Raw genomic sequence first — 14,647 nt, forward strand, 5'->3', positions numbered from 1 at the left:
AAAAGGGGGGGGCGATCTGACCGGGCCGAGCCCGGTCGACCGTGGCAAGCCGGGCAGCAAGATCCATGCCATGGTCGAACGTGGCGGCCTGCCGATGACCACCGCCATCTCCGCAGCGAACACGCCGGACGCGGCGGTGCTGCTGCCACTGCTGGACGGTATGCCAGCGGTCGCGGGCCGGGTCGGCCGCCCGCGCCGCCGACCCGACAAGCTGCACGCCGACAAGGCTTACGACCAGAGCACTGCGGGCTGAGGTCCGCCGGCGCGGCATCACCGTGCGGATCGCCCGCAAGAAGATCGAGTCCTCACAACGCCTCGGCCGCCACCGCTGGGTCATCGAGCACACCATGTCATGGCTGAGGCGCTACCGGCGCCTGATACACCGCTACAGCCCTACCGACAACTCCGCCAGTATGATCCGCATCGCCATGATCGACAACCTCACCAAACGCCTCACCCGACGAAACCACCCCAACCTGGCGAGACGCCTAAACGCGCATTACTCATAAAGCACGTGAATCAGACGCCCTCTTAGAGACGGCCTCGACGCCGCAGCAGGAACTGAGGCCCCTATCCGCTCGCTCGGTGCTACGACTGAAGTTCGAACCGACCAAGCCCGTAGGTGACCGAGAAGGCGACATCCGGTGTTCCCAGTTGCCGACGGGAGGCAGCAAGCACTGTTGCCTATTCGACCCGCCCGCAGTCGGAGTCGTGGGCCATGCAGCGGATCTTCCACATGATCTCGCGCTAGGACCTCGCCAGCAATGAGTTTCAGTTGACCCGAAGTTCTGTCGACTCCGCCTGAAGAGGTTGAGCCGGTGCCGACAAATTCGTTGAGGTATGAGGCGGTGACCTTAGCCGTGGTGGGACCCAGCCCCGCAAGGCCAGGCCCCACCACCACACAACTAGCTCAGAGGGTGCGGCTCATTGGTAAGCGCCGACAGAGCGGCGGCAATCTCCTGCAACGTCGCTCGCACGTAGGTAGCCGTAGTGCCAGCATCACCGCCACCTTCCGAATGACCGGCGTAGGCCCGTGCGATGGCGTAACCAAAGTTCCGTTCCACCCATGTCAACGTTGTGTGACGCAACCAGTGTGTGCTGATCTGTTGCACGTAAACCCAGGGTAAGTGCTCGCCGATCCGCACCCACAGATAGTCGTAACGCCGGTACGTAATGGGCTGCCCACTCCGGTAGCGCAGCAGCTGGCCCGTCTCCGTCGCACCCCGCTCCTCAGCATGCCGCTGCAGATAGCGCATCAGCGTCGGGGAAACTGGTTGCCACCGCATCGTGTCCCCCTTCTCCCGAAGCAAGATCAGACATTGGTCCGGGTCCAGATCGACCGGACGAAGCGCCAGCGCCCCACCGCGCCGACACGCCGTTTCGGTGTGCAGCCGCAACAGTAAGGTGTCGAGCGCTGGATCGTCGCCTGTGCTGCCTGCGACCTCGTTGATCTCGGCCAGCCGCGTATCCGCTACCGCCCGCCGCGTGCTCGGGAGTCGTCGCGGCTTCGCGACTTTCAATGCGGGGTTGTCCGAAGCGGCGATGAACCCATCAGCGACTGCTCTCTTGTAGAGACAACGCAAGGCGGCAATAAGGTGCTCCGCCGCGCTTCGGCCTCCGCGGGCATTTCGCCGAGCCACAACGTGAGTCTTGACGAACTCCGCCAGCTGCTCGATCTCCGATGGTGTGGGCTCGTCGAGCCTTCGCTGCCCCCAATGCTCCACCACACGCTTCCAGTAGGAGCCGTAGGCACGCCGCGTACCTGTCGTGACCGCAGCCGCCACCACAGGGACGTACTCTGCGAAAGTCGGCGACGGAGGCCGAGCCACGGCAGCCTCCAAGAGATCAGCAGGCGAGATTCCCATTCGAGCAAGAAGCAGCCGCGCCGCGTCCAGCTCAGCACTATTCGCTGCGGCATCACTCATGCTCGCCCCCGAAAACAGCTTCGTGGGCCTGCGCAATCATCTCGTCGAGCTTTGCCGGCGGGTAAACCACCAGACGCCCGCTGGCTGGTTCGGCCACGATGAACACGCGATCGCCGGCGGCGAGGCCGCACCAGTGACGAACCACCGCCGGCAGCCGGACGTGACCTTCCTTTGCCACCTTGAAGACGCCCTGTTGATCGGCCGACACCACGATCAACCCGCGGCGCTCCCGGATGCTCAAACGCAGCCCGGGAACCCACTGAAGCACCTTCATGGCTGCCCGATCAGCGATTCGACCATGCGCGTTCAGCGTGACCAGGCCGTAGACAGCTAGACGGCTAGGGGCGACGGCAAGACTCGGGAGCGGTAGCGGAGGCCGCCTCATCGCCGCCCCGGAGGTGCGAGGAGCACCGCGTGCGCCAGACGGCTGACCGGGAACAACGACGGCAGGAACGACAGACGAGCTGGCGCGAAGCGTCGCAGCTCCCGCACCCAGCCTGCCACCACTAGCAGTGCCGGGCGCCTTCTCAGAAGTGGTTCGGCGGTGGTCAAGCATACTTGACCACCAGTACGTCATACGTTGCACAGATGAAACATGCTCGTGTCCGAGGGGGGACTTGAACCCCCACGCCCTATACGGGCACTAGCACCTCAAGCTAGCGCGTCTGCCATTCCGCCACCCGGACTTACTCGTCCAGCCTACCGCGCCGACCTGGGGGATCTCATCACCCGCAGGCCGCTCTGGCGGGCCGCACGAGGAGTTACTGTACACGCCCCGGGTGGATCATGCACATCGGCTTCCGGCCGATGCGTCCGCGCAGGTCGGGCCGGCCCACAAGGCGGGACGACCGACGCAAATCGGCGGGCCCCGGGTGGCGTCCGGCGGGTCCGACCCGGCAGCATGACCACGTGTCCCATCCCTCTCCCCTGGCCGCCGTCCAGCACCGGGCCCTCGCCCTGCGCGCCGCGGGCGATCTCACCGCCGCCCGCCGGTTGCTCGCCGACGCCGTCGGATCCGCCGGGCCGCCGTACGGCAAGGATCACCCGGATGTGCTGAGCACCGCACACCTGCTGGCCCGCCTGCACCGGGAGGCGGACGACCCGGGCGCCGCCCGCCGGACGCTGGAGGAGGCATACGCCGCCGGCGAGCGACGCTGGCCGCCCGCCGACCCGCTGATGCTGGCGCTCTCCTTCGAGTTGGCCGCGGTGGCGCACGAGTTGGGCAACCGGCACGAGGCACGCCGCAACTACAGCCTGGTCGCCGCCCTGGGCCCCGTCGTGCTCGGTGCCGACCACCCGGCCGTACGCACGGCCCGGCAGTATCTCGGCGATGCCGCTCCCGCCCCACAGCAGGCCGCGCCGGGCCCGCGGCCGAACCTGTCGGCCCTGTCGGAGCCGACCATCTCGCTGGCCGCCCTCTCCACCGCGTGGCGACCCCACGAGCCGACCGCGATCCCCCAGCCACCCCGGTTTCCGGCCGCACAGACCCCGACAGCGCAGCCGCCGGCCGCGCAGCCGCCCGCGCCGCACGTCACCGCCGGCCCACCCACGGCACCGCCCGCGCCGCCGTACCACCGGCCGATCCCGCCGCCGCCCACCGTTCCGGCTCCGCCTGGTCCGGTTCGGGCCACCGCCACCCCGCCGCACACCCCCGCGCCCCCCTACCCGCCGCACACCGGTGCCGCGCCGGTGCCGCACCAGCCGCCGGCCCAGCCCTACCCGGGTCCGCCGCATGCCGGCCGCGTGCCGCCCCCGCCGGCGGTGCCCGCGCCGCCGCACGCCACCCCGGTGCCGCCTCCCCCAGCGGTACCCGTCCCGCCGCACACCGGCGCCGCCCCGGTTCCGCCTCCGCCGGTGGTGCCGAACCCGCCGCACAGCGGATGGGCTCCCCCGGCTCCGCCGGTCGTACCGAACCCGCCGCATGCCGCCCGGGTCCCGGCTCCGCCCGTACCGCCGCACGCCGCCGCGACCGGACAGGCCGCTCCGCACGCCGTTGCGGCGCAACAGATCCCGCCGCCCCCGGTGGTCCCGGCACCACGCAGCACGCCCTCGGCGTCGGCCCGGGCCGCGGTCCCCCAACCGCCGGTCCCCCCACCGCCGGTCGTGCCACCGCAGCCGTCGGCCGCCGCCCCGGCGCGGCCACCGCACGTCCCGCCGCCTCCGGCGGTACCGCCGCACCACGCCAGCGGTACAGCAGCGCCGCCGCAGTCTCCGTGGGCCCCTGCCCCGGCCCCCGTGCAGCCGTCCGTGGCGCATGCTCCGTCGGCGCCCGCGCCGCAGAGCCCGCCTCATCCCGCCGCACCGGCGGCCGAGGGCACCTCCCCGTCCGCCCCCGCCGCCAGAACGATCCCGCCACCGCCGCCGATCCCGCCGCACGTGGCGCGCCCCGTCTCGTCTCCCCCGCCTGCGGCGACGACCGCGGCGCCGGGCCCGCGACACGCAGCGCCTCCCGCCACCGCCGCCGTGTCGGTGCCGCCCGCACCGCCGACCGTCGCGCCGTCGCGGCCGGGCCCCGCCGTGCCACCTCGGCAGCGGACGGCCCACGAGGCGACGGCCGACGCCACGCCCTCCCCGGCACCGGAACCCACCGCCGAACCGGCCGCGTCCCCGGCATCCGGCGGTCGGCCGACCGCGGCACCGACGTCCGGCGACCAGACGCCGACACCCCCCACCCCGCCGTCGGCCCCCACCGCCGCACGCCCGGCGCCCGACGCCGAGGCACCGCGTCCGGCCGCGCCGGACGACGCGGCGTCGGCCGGGCCGGAGACGCCCGAACAGTCGACGCGCGGGCCCAGGTGGGACAACCCCACGATCCAGGTACGGCAGATCGAGCCCCTGCTCGCCGAGGAGGCCGCCCGCGCCGCCAACGCGCAGCAGGCCGAGGCCGCTGCGGGCACGTCGGCCACAGCCGCGCCACCCGGCGCGTCGGAGGCCGCCCCCGCCTCACCCGGGACGTCGGCAGTCGCTGCCGCGGCGCCGCACACGCCCGCGCCGGCGACAGCGGTCGGCGTCCCGCCCACAGCTCCGGTCAGCGCGCCGCCCGTGAGTGCGCCCCCCGTCAGCGCACCCCCGGTGAGCGCACCGCCTGCGCCACAGGTCGGCGCGCCACCCGCGCCCCCGGTCAGCGCACCACCCGTCAGTGCGCCGCCGGTGAGCGCGCCGCCTGCCCCACAGGTCGGCATGCCGCCCGCGCCGCCGGTCAGCGCACCGCCCGGGCCGGTCCGAGCGGTCATCCCGCCCCCGCCGCCGGTCAGTGCGCCGCCCGCGACCGGGCGGCAGACGATCCCGGCCCCTCCGGTGATCCCCCCGCCGCCGCGCGTGCCGGTCACCGCCCCACCGCTGCCACCCCCACCGGTGGTCCCGCCGCCGGTCAGCGCACCGCCGACGCCGCCGGTCAGCGCACCGCCGGTTCCCCCGGTCAGCGCGCCACCGATCAGCGGACCCCCGATCAGCGCGCCTCCCGGGTACCCGCCCGTCAGCGCACCGCCGCAGCCCTCGCCTCCCGTGAGCGGGGTGCCGGCGCCGCCGTGGAGCATGACCGCGCCGCCGTGGAGCAGCACGGCTCCCCCGCAGGCGCTGACCGAGCCGGCGGCCACCGGGAGCGACCGCGACCAAGAGGTCGAGGACGAGCCGGACCAGGAACCCGCGCTGGAGCGGGAGCCGGGCCGGGAGCAGGAGGGGACCGGAGAGCAGGCGCCGGCGTACCTTGACATCGACGAGACGTTCCCCATGAAGGAGGTGCCGTCGCCGTCCACCGTGCCCGGACCGGCCCACCAGGTGCCGGCCTTCCCGCCGCCGGCGGCGTACCCGATGGTCGCGGAGCCCGAGGAGCGCGGCCGGAGCCGGACGGCGGTGGTTGTCGCCGTGGTCGTCGCGGTCCTGGCCCTGGCGGCGCTCGTCGGGGTGGGCGTGCTGGTGCTCAGCCGGGAGGCAGCGCCGCCCGCGGGGCCCGCCACACCGGCCGCGTCGACGACCGCGACGGCCACGCCGAACGCGGCCGGCCCGCCGCCGGGTGACCTGGCGCTGCGGGACGACTCGGCGACGATCACCCTGAGCTGGACGGACCCGGCGCGCGGCGGCGTGCCGTTCATGGTGGCCGGCGGCCGGGCCGGGCAGAAGCTGGGCGTGATGGCCACGGTGGACCCCGGCCAGACCAGCTACACGGTCAACGGGCTCAACTCGCGGGTGGACTACTGCTTCACCGTGCTGGCGGTCTACTCGACGGACTCGTTCGCCACGTCGGGGCAGGTCTGCACCGAGCGGGAGGGCGACACGCCGGCGACCTGAGGCTGACCTTCGGCGCGGCGCGCACGCTCGGTGTCCACAGCGGGACAGCGCGGGTTCCCCCGCCCCCGGCCGGGCCATATGATGGCACCCGGCTCAGGGGAGGGTCGCCGGTCAGGGCGCGCCACCTGCCAGGACGACACGGGAGGCAGCCGGTAGTGGCCACCATCGACGACGCCGCGAACGCCGGCGCTCTGCGTCCCCGCTCCCGCCGGATGCGGGGCGGTCTGGTCACCATCGGGACGGTGGGGGCGCTGCTGGCCGCGATGGGGCTGACCGTCCTCGGTCTCGGCGCGGCGGACAACGCGGTGGCGAGCTACGACGCGAGTTCCTGGCTGTGGAGCAGCGCGCGCAGCGAGATGGCCCGGGTCAACGGGGTCACCGCGCGGGTCGACACCCGGGTCGAGATCCCGGCCGCCCGCCGGCACCCGATGCAGGTCACCCAGACCGACCGGCTGCTGATCCTGCGGGACCTGAACACCGGCCAGGTCAGCTCGCTGGACCTGGCCACCCTGCAGATCACCGCGACCACCCGCACCACCCCGGGCCTCGGGGTCAGCGTCGCCCTGCACGAGGACACGGCGTTCGTCGTCGACGCCGTGCAGGGCATCGTCCGGCAGCTCGACCCGCGGTCCCTGACGCCGGTCGGTGAGCCCGTGCGCTACCCGCCGGGCATCACCGGCGGGTCCTTCGACGGCGAGGGCCGGCTCTGGATCGCGGTGCCCAGCGAGGGCACCGTCTCGGCGATCACCGCCGCCGCGCTGCCCTCCGCGCCCGCTTCGGCCGCCGCCGGGGCCGGCCTCAGCCCGAAGCAGGTCGAGACGTACGACGTCGCGGAGGCCAGTCACGAGTTGGTCGTCTCCACCCTGGACGACGGCGTCGCGGTGCTCGACCGCACCGCCGGCGCGCTGGTCACCGTGCAGCGGGGCCAGGTCCGTCCGACGACGCTGACGATGAGCGCCCCGGGCGCGCTGCCGGCGCGGACCAGCGGGCCGGCGGTGCCGGTGACGGTGCCCGGCGAGCGGCGGGTGTACGTGGTCGGCGCTGGCGGCGAGGTGCGCGCGTTCACCGTGCCGGGCACGGGCGACCGGCTCAGCCCGGCGGTGGCGTGGGCCGGCCGGTTCTACTGCGCCGACGAGGCGTCGGGCACGGTCTACGCCTTCGACGCGAACGGCCAGCTGGTCGACACCATCCGCGGCAAGGGGACAGGGCCGCTGGAGCTGGAGGTGCGGGAGAACCACCTCTTCGTCAACGCCCCCGACTCGGCGACCGCCCGGGTGGTGGACGACAAGCACCAGGTCCGCGAGGTCGACAAGTACGCCAACGACGTGCTCGGCGGCGACCCGCCGCCGGCTCCCCCGCCGCCGCCCCCGCCGAAGAAGCCCAAGGTCGGCAAGCCGGGCGCGCCGCGCAGCGTGACCGCCGCTGCCGGCAACGCGCAGGCCCGGGTGAGCTGGCGGCCGGCCCCGACCAACGGCGCGGAGATCACCCGGTACGTGGTGGAGGGCGCCGGCCAGCGGGTGCAGGTGGGCGCCAACCAGCGGGCCGTGGAGATCAAGGGCCTGACCAACGGCGAGACGTACCGGTTCTCGGTGCACGCGGTCAACGCCAAGGGCGACGGTCCGGCGCGGACCAGCAACCCGGTGACGCCGACCGCCGCGGTGCCCGACCCGCCGGCCAGCGTCACCGCCCAGGAACGGCCCGACGGCACGGTGCTGGTGCGCTGGCCGGCGGCCAACGGTCAGGGCAACACCATCGCGAAGTACGTGGTCACGGCCACCTCGGCGGGCACCAACGCGCCGGCCGGCGAGTCCCGCAAGACGGAGCTGGTGGTGCCCGCCGGTGAGCTGGAGTACGGCACGCAGTACGCGTTCACCGTCGTCGCCGTCAACGACCGGGGCGCCGGCTCGGCGGCCTCCCCGGTGAGCAACACCGTCGTGCCGTACGCGGCGCCGGACCGGCCCGCCGACCTGCGGGCGACCACGGTCGCCGACCGGCCGGGCACGGTCGCGGTGCAGTGGTCGCCGGCCGGGGCGAACGGCCGCCCGGTGACGAAGTACCTGGTGGACGTGGGCGGGCGCACCAGCGAGGTGACCGACACCCGGGCCACCGTGGACGGGCTGGGCAACGGCCAGAACGTCACCGTGAAGGTGAGGGCGGTCAACGAGGCCGGTCCCGGCCCGGAGGCCACCGCCACCGCCCGCACGGTGGCCGAGCCCCGCATCACCGTGACCGGCTCGTCGGCCACCGCCACCTCGGCGACGGTCACGTTCACCGTGGACGCCGGCGGCGGCAAGGCCACCTGCTCGCTGAGCACGAACGGCGAGCCGACGAAGACCGGGAACTGCTCCGGCATCACGATGACGGGCCTGACCCCGGGCACGGCGTACACCTTCACGGTGACCGCGAGCAACGCCGCCGGCAAGGGCACCGCCAGCCGCGCCCAGACCACCGCCGCCCTCTACGGGATCGCCACCTGCAACAACGGCCCCGACGGCGACCAGCGGACGTACTGCAACAGGGACGTCGACGGCCGCAACGGCAACGAGATCTTCTCGGTCCCGCGGCAGGACAACAACCGGCAGGTCGGCTGGGCGGAGCCCGGCACCCGACTCAAGGCGTACTGCAAGAAGTCGGGCGAGAACGTCGACTCCTGGATCTACAACAACCAGAAGCAGAGCACCTGGTGGGTGCAGGTCGACTACTCCGGGCGCAACTACATCCCCTGGGCCTGGCTCAACCTCGAGGGCGGCGACAACATCAACGTCCTGCCCACCTGCTGACCCACCAGGCAAGGAGCACCACCGACGTGAACACCCACGAGCCGCTCACCCAGCCGGAGGTGCAGGGCTTCGCCGCTCTCGCCGCCCGGCTGGCCGAGAACGTCAACGCGGTCGTGCTGGGCAAGCCACAGGTGGTCCGGTTGGCGCTCACCGCGCTCTTCGCGCAGGGGCACGTGCTGCTGGAGGACGTGCCCGGGGTCGGCAAGACCACCCTGGCCCGGGCCATCGCCGCCACCGTCAAGGGGCAGTGGCGGCGCATCCAGTTCACCCCCGACCTACTCCCCTCGGACGTGTCCGGTGTAACCATCTTCAACCAGGCCACCCGGGGCTTCGAGTTCCACCCGGGGCCGGTGTTCGCCAACATCGTCATCGCCGACGAGATCAACCGGGCGTCGCCGAAGACGCAGTCGGCGCTGCTGGAGGTGATGGAGGAACGCACCGTCACCGTCGACGGCGTCCGGCACCCGGTGCCGCAGCCGTTCCTGGTGGTGGCCACCCAGAACCCGGTGGAGATGGACGGCACCTACCGGCTGCCCGAGGCCCAGCTCGACCGGTTCCTGGTCAAGCTGTCCGTCGGCTACCCCGACGAGGCGGTCGAGGTGGAGGTGCTGCGCGGCGCGACGGTCCGCTCCCCCGAGGCGCTCACCGCGGTCACCGACACGGCCACCGTCGGGGAGATGGTCCGGATGGCCCGCCGGGTGCACATCGCCGAGCCGCTCTACACGTACGCGGTGCGGCTGGCCGCGGCGACCCGCGCCCACCCGCAGGTGCGCGTCGGGGTCAGCCCCCGGGGCGTGATCGCCCTGACCAGGGCGGCGTGTGCGTACGCGCTGATCGACGGGCGCGGCTGGATCATGCCGGAGGACCTCAAGGCGCTGACCGAGCCGGTCTTCGCGCACCGGCTGCTGCTCACCCCGGACGCGCAGGTGCGCGGGGTGACCGCCGCCGAGGTGCTGCGCCAGGCGGTCGCCTCGGTGCCGGTGCCGCTTCCCTCGGGCCAGCCCGCCCCGGTCCAGGGCTGACCGGCAACGCCGGTGTCCGCGCTCACCGCCCGAGGCGTCGGGCTGCTCGTCGCCGCCGTCGTACTGCTCGGCGCCGGCTTCCGCTTCGCGTACCCGGAGCTGACGCTGCTCGGCGCGGCGGCCGGCACCGCCGTCGGCTACGCCCTGGCGACCGCGGCCTGGCGGCCCCGGCTGGAGGTGACCCGCAGCGCGGACCCCGACCGGGTGGCGCGGGGCGAGCCGGCCGCGATGACGCTGACCGTACGCAACGCCGGCCGGCTGCCGGCGGCGAGCCTGGTGGCCGAGGACCGGTGCGGGAACCGGTCGGTCCCGGTGCCGCTGCTGCGGCTGCGACCGGGCCGCGACACCACGGTCCGCTACGACGTGCCGACCTCCCGCCGCGGCGTGGTGCCCGTCGGGCCGCTGCGGGTGACCCGGCGCGACCCGCTGGGCTTGGTGGCGCTGGCCCGCCCGTACGGCGGCACGCTGCCCGTCTGGGTGCACCCGCGCATCCATCCGCTGCACGCGGTGCCCACCGGGGCGGGGCGCAGCCTGGACGGCCGGGTGGACAAGGTGCCGCACGGGTCGATCACCTTCGACTCGCTGCGCGAGTACGTGGTCGGTGACGAGCTGCGCCGGGTGCACTGGCGCACCAGCGCCCGGGTGGGCGAGCTGATGGTGCGGGAGAACGTGGACACCAGCCTGCCCCGGATCGTGGTGCTGTTGGACAACCGGGCGGTCGCCCACCCGGAGCGGGTCGACGGGGTGGCCGAGTCGTTCGAGTCGGCGTGTGAGGCCGCCGCCTCGGTGGTGACCGCCGCGGTCCGCGAGGACCTGCCGGTGGTGCTGCTGATGGTCGCCCCGGAACCGTCCGGGTCGGACACCACGGGCGACGGGACGGGGCACGGCGGCGGGCCGCTGGACCGGCTCGCGGCGGCACAACTCGCCGACGACGACGTCCTCCAGCCCGCCACCGCCCGACTGCGGCGGGAACGGCTCGGCGACACGCTCGTCTTCCTCACCGGTCCGGGCGGCCGGGGCGACCTGGGTGTGGTGGGCGCGCTGCGGGCCGCGTACCCGTCGGTGGTGGTGGGGATCTTCGGGGCGGCGGAGCCGGCGCCGTCGGACGCGGCCGGTCTGGTGGTGATCGACGCCCCGGACGGCGCCGCGTTCGCCGCCGAGTGGGACGGGGTGCGCAGGTGGTGAGGGCGACCGGCGGAGTCCGCAACGGCACGGCGGCACCGCCGCAGGCCGACAGCGGCGGCCAGGCCACGGGCAGCAACGGCCAGGCCGCGGGCAGCGCCGGGCCGGACCGGGATGGCGCCGGCGGCAGCGGGACCGCCGGGCCGGGGCGGGCCATGCTGCGGGCGCTGCGGGCCGTGCCGGTGCCGCTGGCGCTGATCGCGATGATCGGCCTGGCCGGCGCGGTGCTCGGCCGGGTCTACGCCGGCCCGCTGCTGACCCGGCTGGTGCTCGGGGCCGCGATCGGTTCGGTGCTGGTCAGCGTGGCGGCCCGCCGGCTGCCGTCGTGGCTGGTCGCGCCGGTGTCGGTGACCGCGATGGCCGGCTGGACAGCCTGGTCGCTGCGGCTGACCGCGACCCGGGCCGAGCTGCCCGGCGGTCTCGCCGAGGTGACCGCGGACGCCGCCACCAACGGCATCCCCCGGCTCCTCACGGCGATGATCCCGGTCGAGCCGACCCCGGACACGGTGCTGGTGCCGCTGGTCGCCGCCTGGCTGGCCGGGCTCGCCGCGGCCGAGGTGGCGCTGCGGGCCGGCCGGGTACTGCTCGGCTACCTGCCGCCGGTGCTGCTCTACGCCGCCGCGCTCTACGTGGTCGGCCCGAACGCCGACCCGGCGATCGGGCCCACCCTGGCCGTCGTGGCCGTGGCGGTGCTCGGCCTGGCCGTACCGTCGGCCGGCCCGGCGGCGGCCGACGGCGACCCGACCGCCGGGCTGGCGCCCGCGGTCCGCGCCGCCGTGCGGGCCCGGCTCGCCGCCGCCTCCATCGCCGGGCTGGCGGTGGTCGTCGGCCTGGCCGCCCTGCTCGGCCCGGCGCTCGCCGGCCAGGTCGGCGGCCAGCCGGTGGACCCTCGCCGGTACGTCGAGCCGCCACAGGTGGAGGCACTCGACGAGAGCCCCCTCATCCGCATCTCCGGGTGGGCGCTCAACCCCGGACAGAAACTGCTCGACGTCCACACCGACTCCCCCGGCGCGCCCGCGCCGACCGGGGCGCCCGGCCCCGCCCCCGACGCCGGCACCGGGCCGGACACCGGCGGCCGGCCGGCACCGATCCGGCTGGCCGTGCTCAGCGACTACGACGGCGTGACCTGGCGGGTCGGCGCGACGTACCGCAACGCCGGACGGATCCTGCCCGCGACGGCACCGGCCCCCGACAGCACCGTGCAGACGGTACGACAGGAGATCACCGTCGCCGAACTCAGCGGCCGGCTGCTGCCCGCCGTCGCCACGCCGCGCGAGGTCACCGGGGCGCGGGTGGCGTACGACCCGACGACCGGGACGCTGATCCGGCCGGAGGGGCTGACGCCGGGCCTGCGCTACACCGTGACCTCGGCCGTGGAGACGCCGGACTACAACCTGCTCAGCACGGCGGATGTGCCGGCCGGCGACGAGGTGGCCCGGGTGCTGCGGGTCGCCGACGGGGTGCCCGAGCCGCTGCGCCGGCTCGCCACCCAGCTCGCCGAGTCCAACGGCGCCCCGTACGCGCGGGCAGCCGCCGTGGAGCAGTTCCTCGCCGAGCACTATCGCCTCGTCGCGGACGCGCCGAGCGGGCACGCGTACCCGAACCTGAACTTCTTCCTCTTCGGGCCACGCGACGCCGGCGGCCAGCGCGGCACCTCCGAGCAGTTCGCGGCCGCGTTCGCCGTGCTGGGTCGGCTGGCCGGGCTACCGACCCGGGTGGTGGTCGGCTTCCGGTCCACCGGCGACGGCCCCGTCCGGGCCGGCGACGCGTACGCCTGGCCGGAGGTCCTCTTCGACGGGCTCGGCTGGGTGCCGTTCGACCCGCTGCCCCGACCCGACGAGGAACCGCGCCCGGTGGAGGAGGACTTCCGCCCGACGCCCGACGAGCCGCCCCCGTCGGAGGTGCCGGAGCCGACGGTCGAGCCGACCGCCCCGCCGGAGCCGGTGGCCGCACCGGGCGGGCCGACCGACGCCGGCGGGCCGTCCACGGCGCTGCTCGTCGCCAGCGGTACCGGCGGCACCCTGCTGCTGGTCGTGGCGGCACTGCTCGCCCTGCTGGTGATGCGCCGGGCGCAGACCCGGGCGCGGCTGGAACGGGGCGACCCCGGCCAGCGCATCGCGGGCGCCTGGCGGGAGGTCACCGACGCGCTGCGGCTGGCCGGCCGACCGGTCGGCGGGGACCTGGCCGCCGCCGAGGTCGCCGCCCACGCCCGCCGGGCCCTCACCGACGGCCGGGCCGGCATCTCCGGGGCCCCGGCCGATCCGGTCGGCACCGCCGGTCCCGCACCGACAGACACCGGCCCGCCGCGCACCACGGCAGGTGGCGGGGAGCTTGACGCCCGGGTGGACGAGCTGGCCGACCTGCTCAACCAGGCGGCCTTCGCCCCGGGCACGGTCACGCCCGAGCAGGCCACCCGGGCCGGCACGATCGCCAACGACTACGTCACGGCGCTGCGGGCCGCCCGCCCCTGGTGGCGCCGCGTCCTCTGGTCGGTCCGCCCCGGCCCCCTTCGTTGGCACCGGTGAGTTCCCCCCGACGCGGCGAGCTCCTTCAGTGCGCTGTCCGCTAACACTTACCGGGTGCGTTGAACGCCGGGCAGCAACGCTGGGTCGGCCCCACACCGAATCCGCCTGACGCTCACATCCCGCAAACGTTCATCAACGGCCCATTAAGCTGGCCTGATGCAGGGGGTGGCGTTGGTGACGGGGTCGACGTCAGGGATCGGGGCGGCGACGGCGCGGCGGCTGGCAGCGGACGGCATGACCGTGGTGATCCATTCGCGGTCGAGCCGTACGGCCGGGACCGCGTTGGCTGCAGAGCTCGGTGGGACCTATCAGCAGGCAGACCTTGCTGACGACGCGGCCGCGGCTGAGTTGGTCCCGCGGGTACTGGCCGACCATGGGCGTCTCGACGTACTGGTGAACAATGCGGGCATCAGTTGGCCTGTTCCGCACGCGGACCTGCAGGCGCTGGCTGCTGCCGACTGGCGCCGACTCCTCGACGTCAACCTGATCGCACCCTGGCTGCTTTGTACGGCGGCCCTACCCGCGCTCCGGGAGTCGAACGGATGCGTCGTGAACGTGACGAGCCACGCCGGCGTCCGCCCGAAGGGCAGCTCGATCGCGTACGCCGCCAGCAAGGCAGCGCTCAACCACGTCACCAAGCTGCTGGCCGCGGCTCTCGGCCCTGATGTCCGGGTCAACGCCGTCGCCCCCGGGCTGGTCGACACCCCGCTCACCGCCAACTGGACCGACGCGCACGCTTTGTGGAACACGTCCAGCCCCATGCGTCGCCCGGCCCAACCTTCGGACGTCGCCGACCTCATCTCCGCCGTCATCGACAACTCCTACCTGACCGGTGAGGTGATCCTCCTGGACGGCGGCCTGAATCTTCGCTGATGCGCTTCTCATGAACGTTTGCCGGGCCGCACGACGGATGGTCGAGGTCTTGT

The 14,647-nt window shown here is 74.3% G+C and carries 9 protein-coding genes, 1 tRNA gene and 2 pseudogenes; 8 read left to right on the forward strand and 4 right to left on the reverse strand.

What is annotated here, in order from left to right; genetic code table 11:
• A pseudogene (locus tag ACGF5C_RS32060) lies at positions 1-389 on the forward strand (transposase); the annotation flags it as partial.
• Positions 390-905: 516 nt separating this feature from the next.
• Here ACGF5C_RS32060 and ACGF5C_RS32065 read toward each other — a convergent pair.
• From ACGF5C_RS32065 to ACGF5C_RS32075, 3 genes are all read right to left on the reverse strand, one after another.
• Positions 906-1,724, reverse strand: coding sequence for a tyrosine-type recombinase/integrase (locus tag ACGF5C_RS32065; RefSeq protein ID WP_393307738.1), 819 nt, complete (start codon positions 1,722-1,724; stop codon positions 906-908).
• 193 nt (positions 1,725-1,917) lie between these two features.
• Positions 1,918-2,199, reverse strand: coding sequence for an AbrB/MazE/SpoVT family DNA-binding domain-containing protein (locus ACGF5C_RS32070; RefSeq protein WP_111132268.1), 282 nt, complete (start codon positions 2,197-2,199; stop codon positions 1,918-1,920).
• A 328-nt stretch (positions 2,200-2,527) separates the two neighbouring features.
• Positions 2,528-2,611 (reverse strand) — tRNA-Leu (locus tag ACGF5C_RS32075).
• A 121-nt stretch (positions 2,612-2,732) separates the two neighbouring features.
• Here ACGF5C_RS32075 and ACGF5C_RS32080 point away from each other — a divergent pair.
• Positions 2,733-3,056, forward strand: a pseudogene (locus ACGF5C_RS32080) (tetratricopeptide repeat protein); the annotation flags it as partial.
• A 1,157-nt stretch (positions 3,057-4,213) separates the two neighbouring features.
• Here ACGF5C_RS32080 and ACGF5C_RS32085 read toward each other — a convergent pair.
• Complete coding sequence (locus tag ACGF5C_RS32085) at positions 4,214-5,485, reverse strand: hypothetical protein (protein WP_393307807.1); 1,272 nt, start codon at positions 5,483-5,485, stop codon at positions 4,214-4,216.
• On the opposite strand from ACGF5C_RS32085, the gene ACGF5C_RS32090 reads away from it, so the two are divergent.
• From ACGF5C_RS32090 to ACGF5C_RS32115, 6 genes are all read left to right on the forward strand, one after another.
• Complete coding sequence (locus tag ACGF5C_RS32090; RefSeq protein WP_393307801.1) at positions 5,460-6,212, forward strand: fibronectin type III domain-containing protein; 753 nt, start codon at positions 5,460-5,462, stop codon at positions 6,210-6,212. The genes ACGF5C_RS32085 and ACGF5C_RS32090 overlap by 26 nt on opposite strands.
• 155 nt (positions 6,213-6,367) lie before the next feature.
• Positions 6,368-8,992 (forward strand): fibronectin type III domain-containing protein, encoded by a 2,625-nt coding sequence (locus ACGF5C_RS32095; protein WP_393307740.1) that lies wholly within the window; start codon positions 6,368-6,370, stop codon positions 8,990-8,992.
• 26 nt (positions 8,993-9,018) lie between these two features.
• Complete coding sequence (locus ACGF5C_RS32100; protein ID WP_357700432.1) at positions 9,019-10,014, forward strand: MoxR family ATPase; 996 nt, start codon at positions 9,019-9,021, stop codon at positions 10,012-10,014.
• Positions 10,015-10,026: 12 nt separating this feature from the next.
• Positions 10,027-11,199 (forward strand): DUF58 domain-containing protein, encoded by a 1,173-nt coding sequence (locus tag ACGF5C_RS32105; RefSeq protein WP_393307742.1) that lies wholly within the window; start codon positions 10,027-10,029, stop codon positions 11,197-11,199.
• A gap of 152 nt (positions 11,200-11,351) precedes the next feature.
• On the forward strand, positions 11,352-13,721 hold the full coding sequence (locus ACGF5C_RS32110) for a transglutaminaseTgpA domain-containing protein (protein WP_393307803.1): 2,370 nt from the start codon (positions 11,352-11,354) through the stop codon (positions 13,719-13,721).
• Positions 13,722-13,877: 156 nt separating this feature from the next.
• Positions 13,878-14,594, forward strand: coding sequence for an SDR family NAD(P)-dependent oxidoreductase (locus ACGF5C_RS32115; RefSeq protein ID WP_393307744.1), 717 nt, complete (start codon positions 13,878-13,880; stop codon positions 14,592-14,594).
• Positions 14,595-14,647: the final 53 nt, after the last annotated feature.

This window comes from Micromonospora sp. NPDC047620, from assembly GCF_043205005.1.
In the GTDB taxonomy this organism is placed as follows: domain Bacteria; phylum Actinomycetota; class Actinomycetes; order Mycobacteriales; family Micromonosporaceae; genus Micromonospora.